This window comes from Paraprevotella xylaniphila YIT 11841 (assembly GCF_900683745.1).
In the GTDB taxonomy this organism is placed as follows: domain Bacteria; phylum Bacteroidota; class Bacteroidia; order Bacteroidales; family Bacteroidaceae; genus Paraprevotella; species Paraprevotella xylaniphila.
On the sequence record NZ_LR215980.1, the window covers coordinates 2,756,881 to 2,781,564 of the forward strand.

Here is a 24,684-nt window from a genome sequence, read left to right on the forward strand (position 1 = left end):
CGGACAAAAAAAATGTTTTTTCAGCCGAACGAAAAATCATTCGGCTGAGATTGGGGTTCTACTTAGGTTAAAAAACGTATAATAACAGGCTGAAACGCAAATTTATGTATCCGGAAAGGGTTTTAAAAGCTTATGGAAGGCTACAAATACAGGGGCAAGCATAAGCACAAAAAGGAAAGGAAGGTGTCATTTTGTCAACCGGAAGTCCATTTTTCTTAAAATGGTATGTAATACCCCATATTATGTTATTATTTGACCCATAACCCATTGAATATTGAACATATATTTGCAAGGTATGAAAATAAAATCGAGATGGTATGAAGAAAAAAAACGTTTTGTTATGGTTATGTACCTTATGTTTCCCGTTGGGAAGCATGGCACAAGGGTTTATCCATCCGGGGGCATTGCATACCCAAGCGGATTTTGACCGGGTGAAAGAGAAGCTGGCCAACGGCGAAGAACCATGGACTGCAGCTTACAAGTTTTTCAAAACCAGCCCGTATATCATGACCGTGGACGACCGGCATCCCACTCCGGTGCGCAGGATTGTCCGTGGCTGCGGGGCCGGTTGCCCGTGGCTACCCCCAGGAGAAAACACGGATAACTATGGAACACCACAGGATAATGCGCACGCGGCCTATCAATTCGCACTCGAATGGAAGATTACCGGGGATGAAAAATATGCCCGAAAAGCCGTCGAGTACTTGAACGCCTGGGCACGAACCTGCAAGGACATCGGCGGGAACAACAATTACGCCCTGGCTTCGGGACTTTCCGGCTATGCGTTTGCCAACGCGGGGGAACTGATGCGCGACTATGAGGGATGGAAACCCGCAGACTTCAAGCGTTACCAAGATTTTATACGTAGGGTGTTCGTCCGCAATTCCCTCAGTTTCCTTGAAAACCGCGCGGAAGGGCACGACGACCATTATTGGTCCAATTGGGGATTGTGCAATGTGCTTTGCATCATATCCGCAGGCATATTGTGCGATGACGTATGGGTGTATAACCGGGGCATGGAATTTTATAAGTATATGGAGGACCACCGTTACGGCGAGTCTATCCACATGTTGGTTTACCACTTGTTCGAGGATGAAGATGGCCCGTTCGGCTACATAGGGCAGATGCATGAGTCCAACCGCGACCAAAGCCATGCCAGCATGGCGGTAGCCCTGGCGGCAGATGTCTGCGGCGTGGGACGCAACCAAGGGGAGGATGCCTATATGCACAAGGACGACCGTATTGCGGCCGGTTTTGAATATGTGGCCCGCTATAACATGTGGCAGGACGTTCCATACGTACCCTACACGAATATGGAGGGAGGTTATTTCCCGGAACCCGGGTGGGGCGGACGCGGCGTGGACCGCCCATGCTGGCCGCGTATCATAAACTATTATGAGAATGTGCGCGGGGTGGAAATGCCTTGGGGCCATGCCATCATGATGAGGCATAATAATGGCACAGGACTTGACGGCGGAGGAGGCTTCTATGGCGGAGGAGGCGGTTATGACCATTTAGGCTTTACCGCATTGATGTGCAGCCTGGATCCATTGACAGACAAAACCAAGGTGCCGACCAAATTGGGCGGAACGGTGCAGTACAACGGCGTGTCCACCACCCGTACGGAAGTATCCAACATCCCGAAAGGCTCACAGATGAAGATTACCGTGATTTTGCCGGAGGACGAAGAGGATACCGGCAAGTGGTCATGGGACGACGACCCCACCTGTAAAAGCAACGAGCGAGAACTTACCTTGGAGACATCCAGTGTGATTCGCGTGCGTTACATCAACAGCAAGGGCGTGGAATGCACGCGCATGTACTCCCTGCACGTGGAAGGCGAAGGAACCCCCGAAGGCTATGCCGATGTTTATGCGAAGGTCAACAGTGTGGAAATCCATGACTCCGTGATTTATGCCAAGAAATATGCCAACGTGATATTAGGGATGAATTATGATGGCTTTACTATCCGTGAATGGAAATGGGAACGCAGCACAGACGGCAAGCGGTGGACTGACTTGAAAACGAATTGCAACCTGTTGGAGATTGAAAGCGTGGCCAAGACCTACTATTACCGTGTGACCATGACACATCCGTCCGGTGCCACCATCATAAAGAATTTCCTTGTGGAAGTGGCAGAGGTGGACCCTTATGTGATACACGGAAACCAATCCCAACCGGGAACCAACCTGGTGTTGGAGAAAGGTTCTTCCTTCAGCATGTACGGCGTTCCGACATCTATCTTAGGCAAGCTGCCGGAAACCACCCGTATTTATAAGTGGGTAGTGGGCACGGATACCATCCAGGCAGACACTTTGACTTATCATCTGGACGAACAAGGCAACAAAGTGGCCGACTTGAACGACACCTTGCATATCAAGAGCCTTGACAGCTGTTTCAAGTGCAAGTTGGTTTTCCAAAGGGTTGCCGAATCGGGAGCGGAAGCCAAGTCTGTTTGCCATTTCAACGTAGACGCGTATGAAGCATGCACGGAAGACCCGTCCTCGGAAGACAGCTATTACATCAGTAATGAGTGGGGTGCTTATCTTCGTAACACGGATGCCCAGTTCGTACCATACGCGGAAGAAAACGACCAGGATTACCTGTGGCGCCTGCGACGCTTGAGCGCAAGTTATGGCAACCGTTATATGCTCTTCAGCCGCACGAACAGCAAGATGCATCTGTCCAAAGACGGCAAGATGATGAACGGGAGCGATTATGCCAACAACTCGTTCAACATACTCCGCAAGTGTACGGACGAAGGTGTATATGCCATCCAACGCTCACCGGCGGCTTCCGGTGGCATGCTGTTGCCCAGCGAGGACGGCATGTTGTTGGAAGTGTCGCAAGCCCCTTGCTCCGGATTTCCCTTCCGTATCGTGAAAAAGACAGATAACCCCGACGGAATGGAAGAGGTGATGGCCGAAATGAAAGGTGAAGAGGCACAATTGATATCCTGTAACCGTCACGGCAACCATTTGGCGGTAGAAGCCCAAGAAAGCGGCATGCTGAAAATCTATTCTTTCGACGGCCGCCTGGTCAAGTCGGTGCGTTGTACGGCCGGAAAGAATGAGGTTGGCCTCCCGGTACAAAACGTAGGTTGGTTGTTGCACTATGTGGGAACCTCCGGCCGCACGCAAGGAATGAAAATGCGCTAAAAGCCATGTACTGACATAACCGAACCGGATAGTACAAAATTAAGAAACGCTCCTATTGCCATCAGGTTCGGCAACAGGAAGACGTAAAATGAGAACCTTTAAACTTATGAACATGAAAAGAAAAATTTCAAAAGGAAATGGAAAGCGTATCCCGTTGGCCATCATGTTTACCATGATGAGCAGTGCGGTGCTGTTCGCACAACAACACCAGTGGATTGATGTGACGGATACTTATCTGGAGAACGCGGATTTCTCGACCGGAACTTCAGAGGGTTGGCAAGACGGGAATTTGGATCCGGTTGTAAATAAGGACTTCAAGAATGCGGAATATTTCAGGAAAAAGAATATTGCCGGACAAAAAGTGTTCGGCCTCCGCCCCGGCAACTACAAATTGACCGTTCGCGGTTTCCATCGCGCCGCAGGGGCTAATGGCGGAAAGGATTATGAGGCCGGTACTGAAGTAATCAATGCGTTCCTGATAGCAGGAGATGCCGAAATCCCATTCGTATCCCTCTATAGCGGGGTAAAAGACGAAACCATACCTAACCAACGCGATGGTTGGCCAGACGGGATGGAAGGCATGGCGAAGTACTGTGAAGCCCACCCCGACCAGTATAACAACGTATTGGAGTTCACCGTTTCCGACAAAGGCGAAATGCTTATCGGCGTGGACATGCGTGGCGGCGAGTGGACATGCTGGGACGATTTCAAACTCTATTTCGACGGTGTGGCTTTCGATGCCTTCCGCATGCAGATGAACCGTGCCACCGTGATGCGCGACTCGTTGAACACCCTCGACATACCGGCCTCTTCCGAACTTACCACGTTGCTCGATAAATATTCCGGTTACACAGAATCCACGCCTGAAGAAGACATCAACGCAGCCGTGGGTGAAATTGCCGGAAAAGTGGAACTGGCCATGGCCGTATGCCTGAACGCGAACACGATGCAGAAAGACATTACCGCAGCCCAAGGCATCTACGACAAGATTGAGAGCGGAGCCTACACCGTGTCGGAACAAGTGAAGGCCAATCTCAGCAAGGCTATCTCCGAAGCCAAGGCCGTACTTGCCAAACCTACACTGGCAGAGGTGGCCGACGCATTGGTGGAAGGTGTGCCCGCCATAGAAGAAGCCATCAAGAATACCAATGCGGTGGTAGGCCTCAACCACTCCTTGCAAGTAGCCAAGGGGCTGGCAGACAAGATTGGCGGACTGAGCGACACGGAGGAATACAAGAAAGTAGCGGCCGACCTCAACGCGACCGAACTTACTTATACAGACATGGTGACTGATGTGGAGAAACTGAATGCCGTATGCAAGGCCGCGATGACGGAACAATTCCTGGGCACGGCATCGGCTGAACATCCGATAGACATGACCAGTTTCATTACCAACCCCAATATCTTCCAGGATGGAGTCATGACCGAAATGCCCGGCGGATGGGTGATGATCGATCGTGGAAGTTCCGACAACGGTAGTCCGACACTGGCAGACCACGCGGATACGGAACTGCACTGTTCCAGTTGGTCGGACAACGACGCGAACAGCATCTGCAAGGGACATTACCAACAGATGATAGGCAAGGAAGACGGGGTGAAGCTGCCTAACGGAGTGTATGAGTTAAGTGCCGCAACGTACACAACCGGCCAGGAAGGCACAAAAATTTACTTGTACGCTACTCCCGACAGCGTGAATTTCTCCAGGGCCATTTTCAATCGGGACGCAGAAGCTTATGGCGACGCTTCCAAGAACATGGGAACCACTACGACTGTGCAGAATATCCTGGTGTCGGACGGCAAACTCTACATCGGAATCAACGGTGAAGGCCGTAGCGGAGTGATGGGAGCGGAATGGCGTGCCGATAATTTCCGTCTTTCTTACGTGGGTTCCGATGCCACAGAAGCCTATCGAGACCGTTTGACCGCACGCCTGGAAGAAGGCATCGTATGGCATGACTCATTGGTGAACTACGGTATCGACGACTGGGATTATCTGGGTTGGGTCTTGGACGAAGAAGAAGGCTACTACCAGTACTTGGCTGATGGCGTGCCCATCCAAGATATGATTACTGCCATCGAAGACATGGACAACCTCATCCTCGATGCCCAAAAAGTGATAGACCAGTATCTGGCTCTCACCCCGTTGGTGAGAAAGGGCAATGACTTGTTCGATGCCCTCAACAATGAAAAGGTTTTTGCACAACCGGCTGCACGCAAGACGTTTACCGACGCATTGGTGGAGGCCTCCATCATAGCAGAAGACATGACATGGGAGACTTATGTGAGCGACGAAGTGGGACGTCAGACTGAAGCTCTCAATGAGGCTACCACTACCCTGAAGTCCTCCATCGCCATTTGCTACCCGATGGGAACTGCCATTGTATTGGCGAACCAGATTGGCGGACTCTCTGAAAATGAGGCTTACAAGAACGTGAAGGAATTGCTCAAACAGGATGAATTTGACAACGTAGATGCAGACATGGCGGTGAAAGAACTGCAAGCCGTTTGCCTGACAGCCATGACACCCGACGTTTTGGCCAAAGCCACGAGCGACAACCCGTTCGACATGACCACCTTCGTGGTGAACCCCAACATCTACCAGGATTACGTGGATGAAGCCGGTAACCCCTCCAGGAAAGTCATCAACGGATGGATTTGCGAAACCAACGCAGACGGGACGGACCGCACTGAACATACAGAAGACACATGGTTGTGGTGCTACAGTTGGTCCGGACATGAAGGTCACAACATCGGATCAGCTACCAATTACCGTCAGGTTGTGGGAACACAGATTGGCGAAGAAGGCAAATTCGAATTGCCCGTGGGTACTTACCGTGTGGAAGCAGCCACTCATGCTACCGGCGGAGCTGATGCGCTGTGGTTCTATGCGCAGACAAACGACGTGGAAATTTCCACCGTGCCCGACATCCTCGGACAAGACAGCACCGTGTACACGTACACCGAAGACCAGTTTGAATATTCCATTTTGAACGGCAACCGTGACCTTTGGGACATCGCACAAGCCGAGGTTGGTACCAATACCATAATTCCTGCCGTCTATGTAGACAAGGGGGCTGTGACCATCGGAATAAAGGGTGACGGACGTGTCGTGGGCGGCCACGGCCAACAATGGTTTGCTGACAACTTCCGGTTCTACTACATCAACTCTGGAAAGGGCGATAGCATGGACAAAGTGTTGAAAGATTCCGAATCTCTGGAAACCGAATTGGTGGATGTATACGACCTTACCGGAACACTCGTACGCCGCCAAGTGAAACGCGCCGATGCCGTGAAAGGACTGAAGAAGGGTATCTACATTGCTGGCGGAAAGAAATATGTGGTAACCGGAAAGTAAATGCCGGAAAAAGCTATGAAGTTTTCTCATTCTTCTTAGCAAGTATTGAAGGGGTGGCACTATCATTTTGCCACCCCTCTCTTTTTGCCATCCCGTCAAGAGACTACAAAGAAAAAGCTGTCCCACGCCTCATACTCCGGCGCAGGACAGCCACTCTCACAAATTTAACCTAAACAAAATTACTTAACTAACACCTTCACTGTTTTCTTCGTGCCGTCGCTCATCATGTCCTGACGGATGTAAATGCCACGCTGCTTCGGCTCAGCCACGCGCACACCGTTGATGGTGTACCATGCGGAACTTATCACCGTGGCCGTACCGTCGGCTGCCACGCCACCGATACCGCTCTCGAAGTCATCCGGCTTGTTGGCATCGCCGTCACCGTAATAGTAGAGGCGGAAGTTGTCGAAACAAGTCCAGTCGTTCGTCAGCATGCCTGTCTTGCGTACGCCCAATACAGGTTCTTTACCTTCAGCCACGTAAAAACTAAAGTTTACTTCATAGGCATTATCCTCAAACGCAAGTTTCGCACCTGCGACTTTATCCACAATGAAATGATACAACATATCGGATTCCGGGAACAAGGAATCAGGCAATGCCACATCGCTGCCGTCATATTTCAACTCGCTGACATGCTCAAAAATGGACGATAACTTTTCGGTCCACTTGTCTTCGCCGCATTCAACGAACAACTCAGCGTTCCGGGCATCTGCGCTGTCCCGACGAGCCACGCCCGCCTCAATAAAGCCTCCCGCACGATAGAAACCATTCATGACAACGCGATAATATCCCGCAGGCATATTATAAAGCGACTGATGTATCTCGCTACTGTCGCTGAACATCTCATAAATCATAGCTCCCGTCACCTTGCTAGAACTGTTCTCGTCCAAAGTGGCACCAACCCATCCATCGGCCGATGCGGCATCCACGATTTCCCCCTTGTCGTTCTCCGTCTTGGTCTGGAAACTCGGGTTGACTATCAAGCCCGTGGCATCCACCGGCTCGTCCTTGCTCGCCGTGGTGAAATCGATATGCCCGCTCAGCATCTTGGAGTAAGCTTTGTCCAAACGAAGGGAATAATCGTTGATTTCGTCCAAAGTAGCAAAGATGCCTTCCCCGTCTATTTTGTCGAAGACTTCAATGGTCAAGTCATACAGCTCTTCATATCCTTCTGTGTCGGAATACTCTTCGTAACTTGCTTCACCATTACCGCTTAGCTTAGCATCGTGGGCAGTAACTTTAGTCTCCAATGCCGCAGCGGCATCCATGGACTCCTGCCCAAACTTGATGGCGGCATTCAACGACTCTGTCTGCTCCTTGTAAACCTCCGGGGTCAACTCTCCCACGGCAGAAGCGGCCTCTATGGCTTTGCTCAGGCCGTCCTTGGCCTCCTGCGTGGTCAGGACATCGGAAGCCAACATCCCGTTAGCCTCACGAATCAGGGCATCCAAGGCCGTTTGGGCACCTTCCATGTTGTCGGCCCCTAAGTATTCCACTTGGAAGTTGTCGAAGATGACCCAAGCCTGCCCCCAAGACACACCCGACATCTTCACCCCTATGCGGAGCTTACCGTCTTCACCCACGTAACAAGTCGTGGCATTCAGGTAATTCTCGCTATTCTGCTCGAAGATTTCCTGTGCGGAATTCTTTCCATGGCACAACCATTTCCCGGCCAAGGAAGCGTCGTCTGTCCAAGTCACTTCCTCACAGTCTTCAGCCACGTTCTCCTCCTGCGGACAAGCTGTAACATGGAGAAGGGGTTCAGAAGCATCGTTACCGAAAAGGTAACCCAGAATCTTGTTCGTCTCGTCGCCTTCCTGCCCCCAACCTTCATGCCATGCGTTATCATTTCCGGAACTCGGGGAATAGAACCCTTGCATGGTAATCTTATACGATCCTTGGGGCAGGCCGCTGATTTCCTGATAGACTTCCCAATTCCGTCCGTTCCACACCTCAGAAACCCTCGTGCCATCGTTCTTGAAATCCCCGTCGCCCGTCTTGGTCCAACCATCATTGCTCCCCGCAAAATTGGGATTCACCATTAAGCCGGTCACATTATCCGTAGTCCCGTCTGCCAAAGCTTTCATCACAGATTCACGGAAAATCCTGTCGGCACGGGGTTGAACGCTATCTAATTCGGCTATATCGAACGTACCATTGTCATAACCGGCTTGTAAAACCTCGTCCAAATAAACCTCATAGTCCTCCAACCCGTCGTTGGCATAAGGCGTCTCATCGTAAGCCTTGTTCAAGGCTTCTATCTTCTGGGCCAAGGTCTCGTAAGCAGCCACGTTGTTGGCCAACGTGTCCATCCGCGCAAACAAAGAAGTTATGACACCGGTAAGCGCCTCACTGTCCAGACTCTGGTTTTGATAAGCTTCCTTAGCCGCAGCAATCATTTCTTCGTACTTCACCTTCTCCGATTCGCTGAAAGCCTTGTTGGCACCGGTATATTCGGCATACTGTGCCTCTGCACTCTCAATATTCTGGTTCAGTATTTCGCGTATATTGACCTCACCGCTTCCACTCTTGCCCATATATTCCAACGTGAAGTTGTCCACGGCCGACCAGGTGGAATTGGCTCCTTGTACGACATATCCTATCGTGATGATGCCACCAATGACATCTACATCCACGGTGTAATGGTGCCACGTACCATAACCGCGCCCTTCATTGGCTGTTTCCGCAGGGTCAGTGGCCTCCACCTTTTTCTCCCCGGCTAAAGACTGGGCATACAAGAACAGCCCTTTCGGGGTGGGCGCATCCTCCGTCGGCAATTTGTTGGTCAGAATCCAAGCCCCCACACGGTATTTTCCGTCAGGAACCCCTTCTATCTTCTGCTTGATAGACCAGTCAGGCATATTACTACCATTGTTGGTGGCGCACTCATAAAAGTTCTCAAGGGCTAACCCTTCCGGCAAACTTCCCGCGCCATTCTCGAAACGGTCGCCCGTCTTGCGTTGGTAGTTGGCACCTGAACCTTGCACGATGTCCCATCCGTCCGTACTGTTGGCAAACGAGGCTTCCTTTACGAACTTTTCCGTCACGTCCAACGGATTTTCTTCCGTAGCCACGGAATAACCGAAGTCGATAATATCGGCCTTCAAGTCTTCCACTGCCTTTTCTATCGCCTCTACCGTGGCATCTGCCTGGTTATATAAAGCAGCATAATCGGTATATTCCGTAAACCCGATGGCATCGGCAGCTTCCAACTGTACCTTCAACAGCTTCTTGGCTTGGAAGACCTCGTAAGTTTCCGGTGCCACGAACTTCCATTCGTCTTTGGCATTCTCATACCCGGCCGTGTTCTTATCAATCAACGGATCCACCGTAGTTTTCCCTTCGTTTACTGCCATGTAGGAATTGACATACAAGCCTCCATTGGCTTCCACACCGTAAATCTTGTCTTCGTCTATCACCTTGATACGGTACACCTCGCCTTCCTTCACGATTTTCCACAGGATATGGCCCGTCTTGTTATGGTCCACGTAAATCTCGGCACCACCCGGATTAATGAACAATTCATGGTATCCTCCGTTACTCGGTGCTTTCATCATGCTCAAACGCCAACCTTTGGCAGTGGAATATTCTTCATCCGTTTCCGGAAGATTGGCTAATTCATAATCTTCACCGTAGCTCAGGGTTACTTCCTGACCTGTTTCCGCTACAACCAATCGTGTACCATAAGGCTGCCCGTTAGTCATGAACTTCTGGGTGGCCACATGATAGATGTAGTACACGCCTCCGCCTGTTTCATCGGCGGTCAAGTTCGGTTCTACGAATTGCAACTCCGGGTCTTCCCACGCGGCCCATAAAGGTAAGGTGGACGATGTCGCACCACAAAGTGCCATCAAGGCAAGTAATCTGTTTTTCATTACACAGAAATTTAAGTTAATAATTAATGTTCTTTATCCTATAATAATATGGTATTACATATAAGATGTGATGCAAAATTATACTTTAAATCCATAAAAACAATGGTAACCATGTTGAAAATAATGGTAACTATGTTGATTTTACTTATAAAGCTGCCCCGCGCCTCATTTTTCCGGCGCAGGACAGCCACTCCTATTAATAACTTTAGCAAAACACTACTTAACTAATACCTTCACTGTTTTCTTCGTGCCGTCGTTCATCATGTCCTGGCGGATGTAAATGCCACGCTGCTTTGGCTCGGCCACACGTACACCGTTGATGGTGTACCAAGCGGAACTTACCACCTTGGCCGTACCGTCGGCCGCCACGCCGTCAATGCTATCTACAAAACCGTCCGGCTTGTTGGCATCGCCATCTCCCAAGTAATAGAGACGGAAGTTGTCGAAGCAAGACCAGTCGTTCGTCAGCATGCCCGTCTTGCGGACACCCAATACCGGCACTTCGCCTTCACCCACGTAGAAGTACGTGTCACACTCATAGGCACCGTCCTCAAAGGCCAACTTCGCACCGCCCGGTTGATCTACGATGAAATGGTACAACTTGTCGGATTCAGGGAACAGAGAATCCGGCAATGCCACATCACTGGTCTCATATTTCCACTCGCTGACGTTCTCGAAGATGGAGGGCAGCTTCTCCGACCACTTGCCCTTGCCGGACTCTATGAACAACTCGGCATTCCGAGCCTCCGTGCCGTCACGGCGGGCCACACCGGCCTCGATATAACCGCCCGCACGGTAGAAGCCGTTCAAGATGACGCGGTAATAACCCGCAGGAGCATTGTACAACGGTTGGTACACCTTGCTACTGTCGCTATAGATTTCACAGAGCATGGCATCCTTAATACCAGTCATGTCGTACTCCGACTCAATCGTCCATCCTTCACCCGACTGGGTGTCTACAATTTCACCCTGTTCGTTCTCCGTCTTGGTTTGGAAGCTCGGGTTGACTATCAATCCCGTGGCATCCACCGGCTCGTCCTTGCTTGCCGTGGTGAAATCGATATGTGCACTCAGCATCTTGGAATAAGCCTTGTCCAGACGCAGGGAATAACCGCTGATTTCATCCAAAGTGGCAAAGATGCCCGCATCGGCAATTTTGTTGTCGAGGATTTCACCGACCAAAGTTTCCAACTCACCATACCCCTCTGTTCCCACGTACGCTTCGTAGCTAGCTTCGCCCGTACCGCTCAATCTATCCGAATGCACGATGGCTTTATCCTCCAATGCCACAGCGGCATCCATGGACTCCTGCCCCAATTTGATGGCGGCATTCAACGCTTCCGTCTGTTCCTCATAAATCTCCGGAGTCAACTCTCCCACGCCAGAAGCTGCTTCTATGGCCTTGCTCAAACCGTCCTTGGCCTCCTGCGTGGTCAGAGCATCGGAAGCCAACATCTCGTTGGCTTCACGGATCAAAGCATCCAAAGCCGTTTGCGCACCGTCCATGTTGTCGGCACCTAAGTATTCCACCTGAAAGTTGTCAAAAACGACCCAAGCGGCTCCCCAAGTCACACCCGACATCTTCACGCCCACACGGAGCTTCCCGTCTTTACCCACGTAACAAGTCGTGGCATTCAGGTAATTCCCTTCATCAGCCTCGAATACCTCCTGTGCGGAGTTCTTGCCGTAACACAACCACTTTCCGGCCAAAGAAGCATCTTCGGTCCAAGTCACTTCCTCACAGTTTTCAGCCACATTTTCCTCCTGCGGACAAGCCGTCACATGAAGAAGCGGCTCGGAAGCATCGTTACCGAAAAGGTAGCCATGGATATTACTCGTCTCGTCGCCTTCCTGCCCCCATCCTTCATGCCAAGCATTATCATTGGTAGAACTTGGATTATAGAAAGCCTGGGCCTTTATCTTATATGACCCTTGAGGAAGATTGTTGATTTCCTGATAGACCTCCCAGTTCTGTCCGCCCCACACCTCAGTGACTCTTGTGCCATCGTTCTTGAAATCCCCATCTCCGGTCTTGGTCCAACCATCATTGCTCCCCTCAAAATTAGGGTTCACCATCAATCCGGTCACGTTGTCAGTATCTCCGTTCGTCAAGGCTTCCCTCACGCACGACATCCACAGCCTGTCGGCACGCGGCTGTATGCTGTCCACTTCTGCCGGGTCGAACGTACGCTGTTCATAGGCATCGTCCAGACCGTACACATATTTTTCATACTCGGGGAAATCCACTTCCGCATAAGGCGACTCGTCCCATTCCGTAAGAAGCTCCTGACGCTTTACATTCAATATTTCGTAAGCATTCACGTCGGCCTTCAACTCGTCCATACCTTCTTGCAATGAAGTAAGTACCAGTCCCAATGTCTTGTCGTCCGTATCCGGATTGTCTGCCGCCTGCTTGGCCGTCTCAACCGATTGGTTGAATTTGGTTTCGCCGGCAGCCGAATATTTCTTGAACTGGAGGTCATAACCATTCTTCAACTCCTCGGCCTGCGTAATGACTTTCTTCAATTCCTCGGCCATACCGCCTTCAACCTGTCCTAAATACTCCAATTTGAAATTATCGACTGCGACCCAGTTGCAATTCGTATTGACGGTCTTGAACCCCACTTTAATGGTTCCGTCCATGGCAAAGAATTCCAACACGGTGTTACGGGGATATGGGTCGCTCTCTGAAACAACCCCTTCCCTTAATCCACCGAACTCCAGGCTATGGGCTTCCGCACGCGACTCAATACCACCGTTTTCTGCATAAAGGTACACTCCGTAGGGCACTATGTCCCTATTGCCTTGTTGGTAGCCTATGGTGTTGGCCGTCAGGCGGTATTTCCCGACCGGCATGCTTTCCAAAACCTGCGACACTTCCATCGGGTCGTTCGCCAGACTGTTCAGGTTCGACCCATCCGCCCATGTCCATTTCTCCGCAAAATTTTGCATCTTGTATTCATTCGTGGGAGTCTCATAACTCACAGACTGGACACCAGGAGTGCCTACGGTGGTCCATCCATTGGTCGTGCCGTCCGCAAACGAATTGTTTGTAATGACATTGGTAAAGTCCACGGGGTGTTCCGGTGTCGCATTCGAACTTTGCCAGTTCACTATAGCTTGTTTAAGGCCGGTAGCCGCAGCCTCGACCTCTTCTGCTGTAGCTTTCGGATTATTGTAGACATCGGCATATTCCCCGTAACCAGTAAAACCAACTTCATCTGCCTTGTTCAACTGTCCCAACAACTTCTTCTTGGCTTGGAAAGCCTCATAAGCTTCCACAGACACGAATTTCCATTCATCCCCGGCATTCTCTTGTCCGGCCATACTCTTGTCAATCAACGGATCCACCTCGGTCTCGCCTTCGCCTACCGCAATGTATGAGTTGGCATACAAACCATCTTGGGCTGCCACGCCGTAAAGCTTGTCCTCGTCAATCACCTTGATACGGTACACCTCGCCTTCCTTCACGATTTTCCACAAGATGTGGCCCGTCTTGTTGTGGTCCACGTAAATCTCGGCACCGCCCGTATTGAGGAACAACTCATGGTATCCCCCGTTGGTGGGCGCGTTCATCATGCTCAGGCGCCATCCTTTCCCCGTGAAATATTCCGGATCCGTTTCCGGACGACGGCTCAATTCATAATCCTCACCGTAAGTCAGGGTAACTTCCTGACCTTGGTCGGACACAACCAGACGCGTGGCTGAATTCCCCATGAACTTCTGGGTAGCCACATGATAGACGTAGTACACTCCGCCGCCTGTACCGTCGGTGGCCAGATTCGGCTCTACGAATTGCAACTCCGGGTCTTCCCACGCGGCCCATAAAGGTAAGGTGGACGATGTCGCACCACAAAGTGCCATTAAGGCGAGTAACCTGTTTTTCATTACACAGAAATTTAAGTTAATTATTAATGTTACGTACCCTCCCATTCTCCCGGGAAAGTGAATCTTAATTCAATGAAGAACCTTGATACACTGCAAATATAACGAGTAATCCTTTCCCTATCATTGGACTATTTAAACTTAAATTAGGATTATATCAGCAAAAAAGTTTTTTTTCGCATTTGTCAAGGAAAAGCACTTTATAAAATCAATCTGCGCCAAATGAAAAATCGTTTGCCGCAGATTGAAAAATCACTTGGCGCAGAACGAAAAATCATTCTGCGCCAAGTGATTTTATAATTTCAGCATACTGATTTTCAGTAAATTAAATCATAGAAATCCGAAATCAGATTGTTAATCCTTTTGTTAGCAAAAAAGGATTCCTACATCATCCCCGCCCAACGCGCCAGGCCCTCGTAGACGAAGCTCGCCACGCCCAACAGGCAAATGCCCGCCGTGCAGAGCGCCAACGTGAGGCGCACGCCCGGATGGCTGCGCAAGGGGGCCACCGCCGGGAGTCCGTCCTCCGTGAGGGGCTCGGAGATGTACATGGCCTTGACCACCAACAGGTAGTAGAAAAGGGAGACGATGGTGTTCACCAACGCGAGGAACACGACCAACCACCACCCTTGGGCAAAGGCCGCCGCGAAGATGAAGAACTTGGAGAAGAAACCGGCAAACGGGGGTATGCCGCCCAACGAGAACAGGGCCAACGTCAGCACCAACGTCAGGCGCGGGTTCGTTCGATAAAGCCCGCGGTAAGCGTCACGGCCCGTCTGGCCGCCCGCGTGCTGTTCGACGGTGCTGATGACGGCAAAGACGGCCACGTTGGCCACCACATACACGGCCACATAGAACACCAGCGAGGCCATGCCCTGAGCCGTACCTGCAAGCACACCCAGAAGGATATAACCGGCCTGCGAGATGCTGCTGAAGGCCATGAAACGCTTCATGTCGCCCTGCAAAACGGCCATCAGGTTGGACACGGTGATGCTGGCGACGGAAAGCAGGGCCACGGCGAGCGTCCAGTCTTCTTCCATCAAAGGGAACACAAAACGCAGGACGATGGCCAAGGCCACGGCAGCGGCTCCCTTGGAAATGACGCTCAGGTAAGCCGTCACGCTTGTGGGTGCCCCCTGATAGACATCGGCCGTCCACAGATGGAAGGGCACGAGGCTCATCTTGAATCCCATCCCGGCCAGGAAGAGCACCAGGGCAAACTGCTGCAACGCGCTGCCCTGAAGCATGGCCGGAAGGTCGGCAAAATAGAGCGTGCCGGAAGTGCCGTAGATGAACGACAGGCCGTAGAGCAGCAAGGCGGAAGAGAACATCGTGCTCAGGATAAACTTGGCACCGGTTTCCGCGCTGTGGTGGCGGTATTTGTCGAGGGCCACGAGGCAGGCCATGGGGATGCTGGCCATCTCCAATCCGATGTAGAATATCAGGAAATGCCCGGCGGACACCATGAAGAACATGCCCAACAGGGTGGCGAGCGTCAGCACGTAGAACTCGCCTTGTTTATAATGCGTGTCTTTCCGCCCTAGCCATTCGCCGCTTTGGAGGAAGATAAGCAACGTGCCGGCCGAAAGGATGGACTTGACGATAGATGTGAACGGGGTGTTGACATACATGCCGCCGAAGAGTGCGCGGGTGTCGGGCGTAAGGTTCAATCCTATCTGGAGGGCCATCAGCACGCAAACGGCCGGATGGAACCAACGCCGGCGCAGCGGCCCGGCAAAAAGGTCGGCCAAGAGGGCTACCAACAGAATCAACACCAACGAAAGCTCGGCATGCAAAGACAATATAGCAGATAAATTACTGTTCATGACTTGGATCAGGGAAGATTAAAATGTGAAACAATAGGCTCTACACTGAAACTGACGGTGTCGCTCACCCACCACGGGGCAAGTCCCAGTCCTGCCACACACACAATCAGGCAAATGACGGCAAAACGCTCGTCCCACGTGGCATCCGTCAACTTCAGATGCCCGGGGTTGCGGCACGTGCCATAAAGAATCTTGCCCACCACACGCAGGATATACACTGCCGTGACGACGATGCTCACCGTGGCGATGACGGTGCAGGCGCGGTGGAACACATCGGGATGTTCGAAAGAACCCACGAACACCGTCATCTCGGCCACGAAGCCGCTCAGGCCGGGCAGGCCGAGATTGGCCAGACCGGCAATGACGTACCCCACAGCCAGGAAAGGCATGACCTTCATCAATCCGTTCAACTCGCGCACGTCACGGGTGTGCGTCCGGCCGTATATCATGCCGATAAGGGCAAAGAACAAGGCCGTCATCAGCCCGTGGCTCAGCATTTGCAGGATGGCGCCCGTGCAGCTCGTGCGGGTCGCCATCAGCAAGGCGAAAAGCACCAGGCCGCAATGGCTCACGGAAGAATAGGCGTTGATGTATTTCAAATCGGTCTGCACCACGGCACTGAAAGCCCCGTAAACCACAGAAACCGTAGTCAGTATCAGGAAGAAGTCGCCCCACTGGGCCAACCCTTCAGGCATCAGGTACATGGCCACGCGGAAACACCCGTATCCGCCCAGTTTCATCAAAACCCCGGCATGCAACATGGACACCGCCGTGGGGGCGGAAGCGTGGCCGTCCGGGCTCCATGTATGGAACGGGAACAAGGCACCCAACACGCCGAAACCCAGGAACACCGCAGGAAAGAACAGCCGTTGCATCCCTTCGGGGATGTTATGCAGTCCGGCAATTTCCAACACATTCATCGTCTGCGCCCCGGCCCCGTAATAGATGCCCAGGATACCGATGAGCAAGAAAGCCGACCCGCCCATCAGCATCAGCGTCAGCTTCATGGCGGCATATTCCTTGCGCCCGCTGCCCCATACGCCAATGAGCAGGTACATCGGGATGAGGGCCACCTCATAAAACATGAACATGGTGAAAAGGTCGGTGGAGATGAAGAAACCGAACACGCCCGTGGAGAGCAAGGTGAACCACAGGAAATATTCTTTCGTGAGGGGTTTCAGTTTCCATGAAGCGAAAGTGCCCGTGAACACGATGATGGCACTCAGCAGCAACATGACCACGGAAATGCCGTCCACCCCGACGGAATAACAGATATGCAAGGGAGCGTACCACACGACACTATCCGTGTAGAGCATCTCAGGCTGCGGGAAAGGCAGATTGGCAATCAACGCACGAAGCCGGAGATAATCCACGGCAAGCCAGACCGCCAGCACCAACAACGCGGAAGAACCGGCTACCATCACTCCCCGCACTTGGTTGACACTACGGGCCATCCACAGACCGAGCATCATCAACAGGGGAATCAATACGAAAAGACTTAATATATTCATATCGTTTTTACTTTTTTAAAGAATCGTCAGACGGCCAACAAGACCAAAGTCAAAAGGATAATGCCGCTCAGGAACCAAATCACGTAAGCCTGTATCCGCCCGCTCTGCATGGGCTGTACTTCCTCGGCCGAAGCACGGGTGCCCCAAGCCAGGAAGTTCATGAAACCGTCTATCACATGGCGGTCGAACCATGCCAACGGGACAGACACGCAGCGGAAAATAATCCGTTTGGTGACGAACAGCCAGGCTTCGTCCATATAAAAACGGCGGTAGGCCGCACGGTACAGTTTCGGGAAACGACGGGCCAAGGCATCGGCCACCGGCTGTTCGCTGCGGGCATACATGAAAGTGGCCAAGGCGATGGCCAATACAGCCACCACGCAACTTGTGGCTGCCACGCCACCGTCCAAATGGATGTCGTAAGACAAACCGTCGCCCGTGACAAAATGCCCGAAGGGAATGAAACCGGCCAGACAGGTCACGGCAGCCAATACCATCAACGGGAAAGTCATCGTAAGCGGACTTTCGTGCGGCACGTGCGCGGCATGCAGTTCCTTGTTCTCGTGCCCCCAGAAAATGCAATAGTACAGACGGAACATGTAGAAAGCCGTCATCCCTGCAATGAAAGTCATGACATAACCCATCACCGGGCTGAAAGCAAAGCAAGCCGTCAGGATCTCGTCCTTGGAGAAGAAACCGGAAAACGGCGGGATACCGGCAATGGCCAGGCAAGCGATGAGGAACGTGACATGCGTCACCGGCATATACTTGCGCAAGCCGCCCATCGTGGACATCTCGTTGCTATGCACGGCATGGATGATGCAACCCGCGCCGAGGAAGAGCAAAGCCTTGAACATGGCATGGGTGAAAAGATGGAACATGGAAGCCATGTAGCCCAGACCGCCTTCATGGCTCGGCATGCCAGTGCAGACTCCCAAAGCCACCATCATGAACCCGATTTGGGAAATGGTGGAAAAGGCCAACACCCGCTTGATGTCGCTTTGCACGCAAGCCACGGAAGCGGCATAGAAAGCCGTGAAAGCCCCGACGTAGGCCACAATGTGCAACGTTTCCGGCGCGTATGCGATATAAAGCGGGAACATCCGTGCCACTTGGTACACTCCGGCCACGACCATCGTGGCCGCATGAATCAACGCACTCACCGGCGTAGGACCTTCCATGGCATCGGGCAACCAGATGTGGAGCGGGAACATGGCGCTCTTACCGGCACCGCCCACGAACATCAGCCCCAATGCCCACGGCAGCATCAATGCGCCTTGCATAAGGTTCTCCTCGGCAGGCGCAAAGGTGAACGTACCCATATAATAACCGTAAATCAGGATACCGATGAGGAATCCGAGGTCGGCAAAACGTGTCACGATAAAAGCTTTCTTGGAAGCGGAGATGGCTTCAGGCTTCGTGTAATAAAACCCTATGAGCAGGTAAGAGGACACGCCCACCAGTTCCCAAAACACATACATCTGGAAAATGTTCGTGGCTACCACCAAGCCGAGCATCGAAAAGGTGAACAAGCTCAGGAAAGCGTAATAACGCTGAAAACCCTTCTCCCCTTTCATATACCCGAAAGAATAGATGTGCACCATGAGCGAGACGGTGGAAATGACCACCAACATCATCACCGAGATAGGGTCGAGCAGGATGCCCATGTCGATATGCAGGCCGACCGTGAAAGGCAACCATACAAAATTATAAGGTACCAGGGTCCCAAACGTCCCGTCGGCCAAACGCGGCAAGGTGAAATAACCGTATGCCACGGCATAACTCAACACGGCCACAGCCCCCAATGACAACGAACCGACCAGACCGGCTGCGCGATGGGACATCTTCATACCTGCCAGAGCCAACACTAAGAAACTCAGTACGGGCAGGAGGAGTATCAATATCGTATATTCCATATCATTCTTCTTTTTATCAGTTTCCGGCGTCAACCCTTCAGGTCGCTGACATCATCCGTCTGGATATTCCGGACATTACGGTACACATTTATCATAATGGCAATGGCCACAGCCGTTTCCGCCGCCGAGATGGCAATGCCGAAGAGCGTGAAGAAATGGCCTTCGAGCGCACCCGGATAAAAATAACGGTTGAACACGGCAAAGTTGATGTTCGTGGCATTCAGCATCAATTCCACGGAGATGAGCGTGGCCAACAGGTTGCGTCGCGTGAAAAAGCCGTAAATACCGGCAAACATCATCACCGAACTCAGTATCAGATAATAAAAAGCATCTATTTCCATAACTCTGTTTGTTTAATCAACGTTTACGCGCAATCATGATGGCACCGATCATGCAGGCCAACAACAACACACTGACGACCTCGAAAGGCAGGACAAACTGGTATTTCCCCATTCCGACAAGCGCGTTGCCGACTTTCACCGGATCCAGTTCCACCAACGGAGGAACGGAGAAACGTGCAAAACCGTAAGACGACAGCAAGAATACCGTCAACCCGAAACCGGCCAATACCGTCAGCATGGCCGCAAACCAACGTCCCCGTGGGATACGTTCGTTCATGTTCTTGTCCGAACGGGTCAACAGGATGGAGAAGACATAAAGCACGACGATACCTCCGGCATAAACCGACAACTGCACCGCTCCCAAATAGGTATAGCCCAACATGAAATAAAGGCCGGCCGTCCCGAAAAGCACAAACAACAGAGCCGTGGCCGCACGCAAAATACGCCCCGATGTCACAGCCAACACCGAACAGACCGCCATCATCAGTGAGACAACCCCAAAAACTACTTGCCCAAGAGTGATTCCTTCCATATTACATTATGCTTTTATAGGTTTGTTTTTCTCAGGAGCCGGTGCCAACACCGAACCTTCCCGGTTCAACGTGAGCAGCAACTTGTCACGCTCGAAAACCGAATTCTCAAAATCATTGGAAAAACGTATGGCGCCATGCGGACAGGCATTGACACAAAGCTGGCAAAACATGCAGGAACCCAAATCATATTCATACTTCACCAAATACTTCTTCTTCTTTCCTTCCGCATCTTCCCTCACTTCGGAAACCACACGGATCGTATCGTTGGGACAGGCCATCTGGCACAACCCGCAGGCCACACAATGATGCTGGTTCCGGTCGTCATGAATCATTTCCAACTGTGCCCGATGACGTTCCGGTATGTAAAGCGTCGTATGCCGGTTTTCCGGATACTGCTCCGTCACTTTCTTCCGGAAGAACACCTTGATGGACGTTTTCAGTCCTCCCGCCAGACTCTCCGTGCTACGCCAATATCTCTTTATATATTTTGTGAATTTACTCATTTCATTACTATCGTTTTAAAAAACCAATCCGAAAACCTTCATCACCACCATGGCCAACATGACTACGAGCGACAAGGGCATGAGGTATTTCCATTCCAACGTCAGCACCTGGTCGATACGCAAACGGGGGAAGGTCCACCGGATCCACATCAACAGGAATATGACGAAAAACGTCTTGCCCAGGAACCATACGATACCGGGAACATAGTCCATCACGGCATTGAACCCGTCGAGCCCGGCCACATGCAAAGGCATCCACCCCCCTAAGAAAAGCGTAGTGGCAATACCTGCCGTAATGAAAAGGTTCAGGTACTCGGCCAAGTAGAAAAAGCCGAAATGCATGCCGGAATATTCCGTATGGTAACCGGCTGTCAATTCTTGCTCGGCTTCAGCCAGGTCGAACGGCCCGCGGTTGGCTTCGGCATTGCCGGAAATGAGGTAAATGACAAAAGCCACCAACGTCAGGACATGTCCCCTGAAAATGTTCCATCCTCCGGCCTGGCTTTCCACGATGCCGCTGATGCTCATCGTCCCGCTCAGGATGACCATCGTAAGTACCGTGATACCCAAAGACAGCTCATAGCTGATAATCATGGCACCACTGCGGACGGCACCGATAATCGTGTACTTGCTGTTACTGCTCCATCCGGCCAACAAAATGCCGATCACCCCGATGCTCGAAGCGGCCAACACGAAGAATATCCCTATTTGCATGTCCAGAATCTCTGCTCCCTTGTGCCAGGGCAGACAGGAAAACGAAATGACGGAAGCCAGAATCACTAGATAAGGCGCCAGTTCATAAAGCACATGGTCGGACTTCCTGAGGCGTATGATCTCCTTGGTCAGTATCTTCAACACGTCGGCCGGCACTTGCAACAACCCGCCTTTGCCCCCCACACGGTTCGGCCCTATACGGCACTGGAAAGCGCCGCAGACCCTGCGTTCCATGTAAATGAGCACCACGGCCAACACGGCGTATGCCAACAAAATGACTATGCCCAGCGCCAACCCTTCGATAAAAACAGCCCAGTCCTCAGGCATCACGCCGCACAACGTACGGTGTATCCACTGCGTGAACGGTTCCAGGCTGTAATAATCCAAAAATGCTTGATCCATATATTTAAATGTGTCTGTATGTTATCTGTCAATATCCGGTATCACGAAGTCCATCGTACCGCCGATGGCAATCAGGTCGGCTATCTTCCCGCCCCGGCACACGGTGTCCATGGCATGCACCAACGGCAGGCCCGTGCTCCGGTAATGCAAACGGTAAGGCATCTTGTCCCCCCGGCTGATGAGGAACACGCCGAACTCGCCACGACTGGCCTCGACGGAAGCCGTAAACACGCCTTCGGGCAATTTGAGGATGGGCTTCGTCTTCACCCGGAACTCCCCTTCGGGCACGTTGTCTATCAACTGTTCTATGATCCGGCAGGATTCCATGATTTCGTCCATGCGCACCATATAGCGGTCAAACGAATCACCATGGGTATAGGTGATTTCCTTGAAGTCCACCTTGCCGTACATCGCGTAGGGATGGTGCTTGCGCACGTCGTTGGCCCATCCGCAGGCACGGCCCGTACCGCCGGTACAGCCCAACGAGATGGCATCCTCACGCGAAAGCAAGCCGACCCCCTTCAGACGGGTGCGGGCAATGACGCTCTTCGTAAAGATGTCGTGGTATTCATGGATAATGTTCCGCAAGTGCACGATAAACTCTTTCGTCTTCCGCACGAAATCGGGATGCAGGTCGGCCTGCACGCCGCCAATCACATTGTAGTTCTGAATCAACCGCCCCCCGGTGGTATCCTCGAATATGTCGAGAATCATCTCACGCTCGCGGAAACCATAGAAGAAAGGCGTAAGCGCACCCATGTCCATGGCCAGACAGGAATAAAAGAGGAGGTGGGAATCGATTCGTTGCAATTCGTCCATTATCGTGCGGATATATTGTGCACGTTGGGAAACCTCGATGCCCGCAGCTTGCTCGATGCATATACACAGGGCATGGCGGCTCTGGTGGGCGCTCAGGTAGTCCAGACGGTCGGTCAACGCCAATGTCTGCGGATAAGTCAGGCTCTCGTTCATCTTCTCGATGCCCCGGTGGATATATCCCAATATGGGGTCTATCTTCTTGACCGTCTCGCCGTCCAACGACGTACGCATGCGCAACACGCCATGCGTGGAAGGATGTTGCGGGCCGATGTTCACGATGAAGTCATCAGGGTTGAACACCACGTTCTCGCGCCGTTCGATGGTCCCGTCCGCACGCAAGTCATATTCCTCCGTCACGTCGGCATTCACCTCATTCTCCATGTTGAGCGGGTTGCTGCCCATGTCGTAATCCTTAAGGAGCGGGTAACCGGCCCAATCCTCACGCAAGTAGAGGCGGCGCATGTCAGGATGCCCCGTGAAGCGTATGCCGAAGAAATCGTATGCTTCGCGTTCCTTGATTTCCGCCGTCTTCCATATCCGGCACACCGAGGGCAGGAAAGGCTTCTCGCGCCCGTCCGTGTCCGTGCGCAACGTCACGCGACCGCCCGTCCGGGTCGACTCCAACAGGTAGAACACGCTCAGGCGCCCGTCCCCGTCCGCCGCCACAAGGTCGCGCATGTAATCCATCGGTTCTTCCGCGTCGTCGTGCAACCGGCGGCATACCTCCGCCACGTCCCCCTTCGGGACCACTACCACTCTCTCGCCGGCCTCTTCCACCGTGGCGGCCGCGCACCACTGCCTTATCTTTTCTTCAATCATATTCCGGCCTCCTTTCTTTCCTCTGCCTCTTCCGGCTTCTCCTTGCGGTTGCGTCCCCCAAGGAAACGCTCCGCCTTGATTTTACGTTGCAACTGCATCATGCCATAAAAGAAAGCCTCCGGCCGCGGGGGGCATCCCGGGATGTACACGTCCACCGGGATAATCTCGTCGATACCGTTCACCACGTGGTAACTCTTGCGGAACGGCCCCCCGCTGATGGTGCATCCTCCCACGGCCACCACGTATTTCGGCTCGGCCATCTGGTCGTACAACCGCTTCAGTACCGGAGCCATGCGGTAAGTAATCGTGCCCAACACCATGATCATGTCCGCCTGGCGAGGCGAGTTGCGCGTCACCTCGAAACCGAAACGCGCCATGTCATAACGCGCCGCCCCTAAGGCCATGAACTCTATGGCGCAACAGCTCGTGCCGAAAGTAAGGGACCAGAGCGAATTGCTGCGGCCCCAGTTGATCAGGTCGTCCAACGTGCCCAACACGATGCCAGCCCCGTCGCGGTTCAGTTTCTCGGCCATGCGCAGCAGGTAATCGTTGTTCTTGAAATCGCCCGACCCCATGTCCTTTATCTTGGGCAACCCGTGTTTCATTTCCATTCCAACGCTCCTTTCCTCCAGGCGTAAGCCAGGCCCAGAATCAATACCACAATGAAAAACACGATGCTCAACAGCCCTTGCATGCCGATACGGCCTACCACCGCCGCCCACGGGAAGAGGAACACCGTCTCGATGTCGAATATCAGGAACAGGATGGCATACAGGTAATAACCGGCATGGAACTGGAACCAAGCTTCCCCCCTCGTGGGCACGCCGCACTCGTATGGCTCGCCTTTTTGGGGGTTGAACGTACGGGGGGCCGCAAGGCGTGCTATCAGCAAGGCAGCCGTCACTAAAGCGATTGCCGTAAGCACCACGACCGTTAACAATGTGAAATCCGTCATTCTTGAAGTTATATTTAATTTAACAACCAAAGATTATTGTAGTGAAAGACATATCTTTTATTTTCTTTTCCG

At 52.3% G+C, this 24,684-nt stretch carries 14 protein-coding genes; 2 read left to right on the top strand and 12 right to left on the bottom strand.

Annotation, left to right across the window (positions count from 1 at the left end; genetic code table 11):
* Positions 1–317: 317 nt before the first annotated feature.
* Both E0E47_RS11710 and E0E47_RS11715 read left to right on the top strand, forming a co-directional pair.
* Entirely contained in the window at positions 318–3,158 is a 2,841-nt protein-coding gene (locus E0E47_RS11710; RefSeq protein ID WP_130893774.1) for an alginate lyase family protein, read from the top strand.
* 112 nt (positions 3,159–3,270) lie between these two features.
* Positions 3,271–6,513, top strand: a complete 3,243-nt coding sequence (locus E0E47_RS11715) for a hypothetical protein (RefSeq protein WP_130893775.1) — start codon at positions 3,271–3,273, stop codon at positions 6,511–6,513.
* A gap of 179 nt (positions 6,514–6,692) precedes the next feature.
* On the opposite strand, the gene E0E47_RS11720 is transcribed toward E0E47_RS11715, so the two are convergent.
* From E0E47_RS11720 to E0E47_RS11780, 12 genes are all read right to left on the bottom strand, one after another.
* Positions 6,693–10,388 carry a hypothetical protein gene (locus E0E47_RS11720; protein ID WP_172604696.1) on the bottom strand — a complete coding sequence of 1,232 codons (3,696 nt, stop codon included), beginning with the start codon at positions 10,386–10,388 and terminating at the stop codon, positions 6,693–6,695.
* Positions 10,389–10,604: 216 nt separating this feature from the next.
* Positions 10,605–14,276, bottom strand: a complete 3,672-nt coding sequence (locus E0E47_RS11730; protein ID WP_172604697.1) for a hypothetical protein — start codon at positions 14,274–14,276, stop codon at positions 10,605–10,607.
* A gap of 380 nt (positions 14,277–14,656) precedes the next feature.
* On the bottom strand, positions 14,657–16,099 hold the full coding sequence (locus E0E47_RS11735; RefSeq protein WP_130893776.1) for an NADH-quinone oxidoreductase subunit N: 1,443 nt from the start codon (positions 16,097–16,099) through the stop codon (positions 14,657–14,659).
* A gap of 8 nt (positions 16,100–16,107) precedes the next feature.
* Positions 16,108–17,610, bottom strand: coding sequence for a complex I subunit 4 family protein (locus tag E0E47_RS11740; protein WP_130893777.1), 1,503 nt, complete (start codon positions 17,608–17,610; stop codon positions 16,108–16,110).
* Positions 17,611–17,636: 26 nt separating this feature from the next.
* Positions 17,637–19,526 carry an NADH-quinone oxidoreductase subunit L gene (gene nuoL / locus E0E47_RS11745; protein ID WP_130893778.1) on the bottom strand — a complete coding sequence of 630 codons (1,890 nt, stop codon included), beginning with the start codon at positions 19,524–19,526 and terminating at the stop codon, positions 17,637–17,639.
* A gap of 29 nt (positions 19,527–19,555) precedes the next feature.
* Positions 19,556–19,867 (bottom strand): NADH-quinone oxidoreductase subunit NuoK, encoded by a 312-nt coding sequence (gene nuoK, locus E0E47_RS11750; RefSeq protein WP_130893779.1) that lies wholly within the window; start codon positions 19,865–19,867, stop codon positions 19,556–19,558.
* A gap of 16 nt (positions 19,868–19,883) precedes the next feature.
* Positions 19,884–20,399: an NADH-quinone oxidoreductase subunit J family protein gene (locus E0E47_RS11755; protein WP_008627997.1), complete on the bottom strand. Its 516-nt coding sequence runs from the start codon at positions 20,397–20,399 to the stop codon at positions 19,884–19,886.
* A gap of 6 nt (positions 20,400–20,405) precedes the next feature.
* On the bottom strand, positions 20,406–20,903 hold the full coding sequence (locus E0E47_RS11760; protein WP_008627999.1) for a 4Fe-4S binding protein: 498 nt from the start codon (positions 20,901–20,903) through the stop codon (positions 20,406–20,408).
* Positions 20,904–20,918: 15 nt separating this feature from the next.
* Entirely contained in the window at positions 20,919–22,019 is a 1,101-nt protein-coding gene (nuoH, locus tag E0E47_RS11765; protein ID WP_008628006.1) for an NADH-quinone oxidoreductase subunit NuoH, read from the bottom strand.
* A 21-nt stretch (positions 22,020–22,040) separates the two neighbouring features.
* Positions 22,041–23,657, bottom strand: coding sequence for an NADH-quinone oxidoreductase subunit D-related protein (locus E0E47_RS11770; protein ID WP_130893780.1), 1,617 nt, complete (start codon positions 23,655–23,657; stop codon positions 22,041–22,043).
* A complete protein-coding gene (locus E0E47_RS11775) occupies positions 23,654–24,268 on the bottom strand; it encodes an NADH-quinone oxidoreductase subunit B (protein ID WP_130893781.1) in 615 nt (204 codons plus the stop codon). Before E0E47_RS11775 ends, E0E47_RS11770 begins: the two co-directional genes overlap by 4 nt.
* A complete protein-coding gene (locus E0E47_RS11780; protein WP_008628010.1) occupies positions 24,259–24,612 on the bottom strand; it encodes an NADH-quinone oxidoreductase subunit A in 354 nt (117 codons plus the stop codon). Before E0E47_RS11780 ends, E0E47_RS11775 begins: the two co-directional genes overlap by 10 nt.
* Between the last annotated feature and the right edge of the window lie 72 nt (positions 24,613–24,684).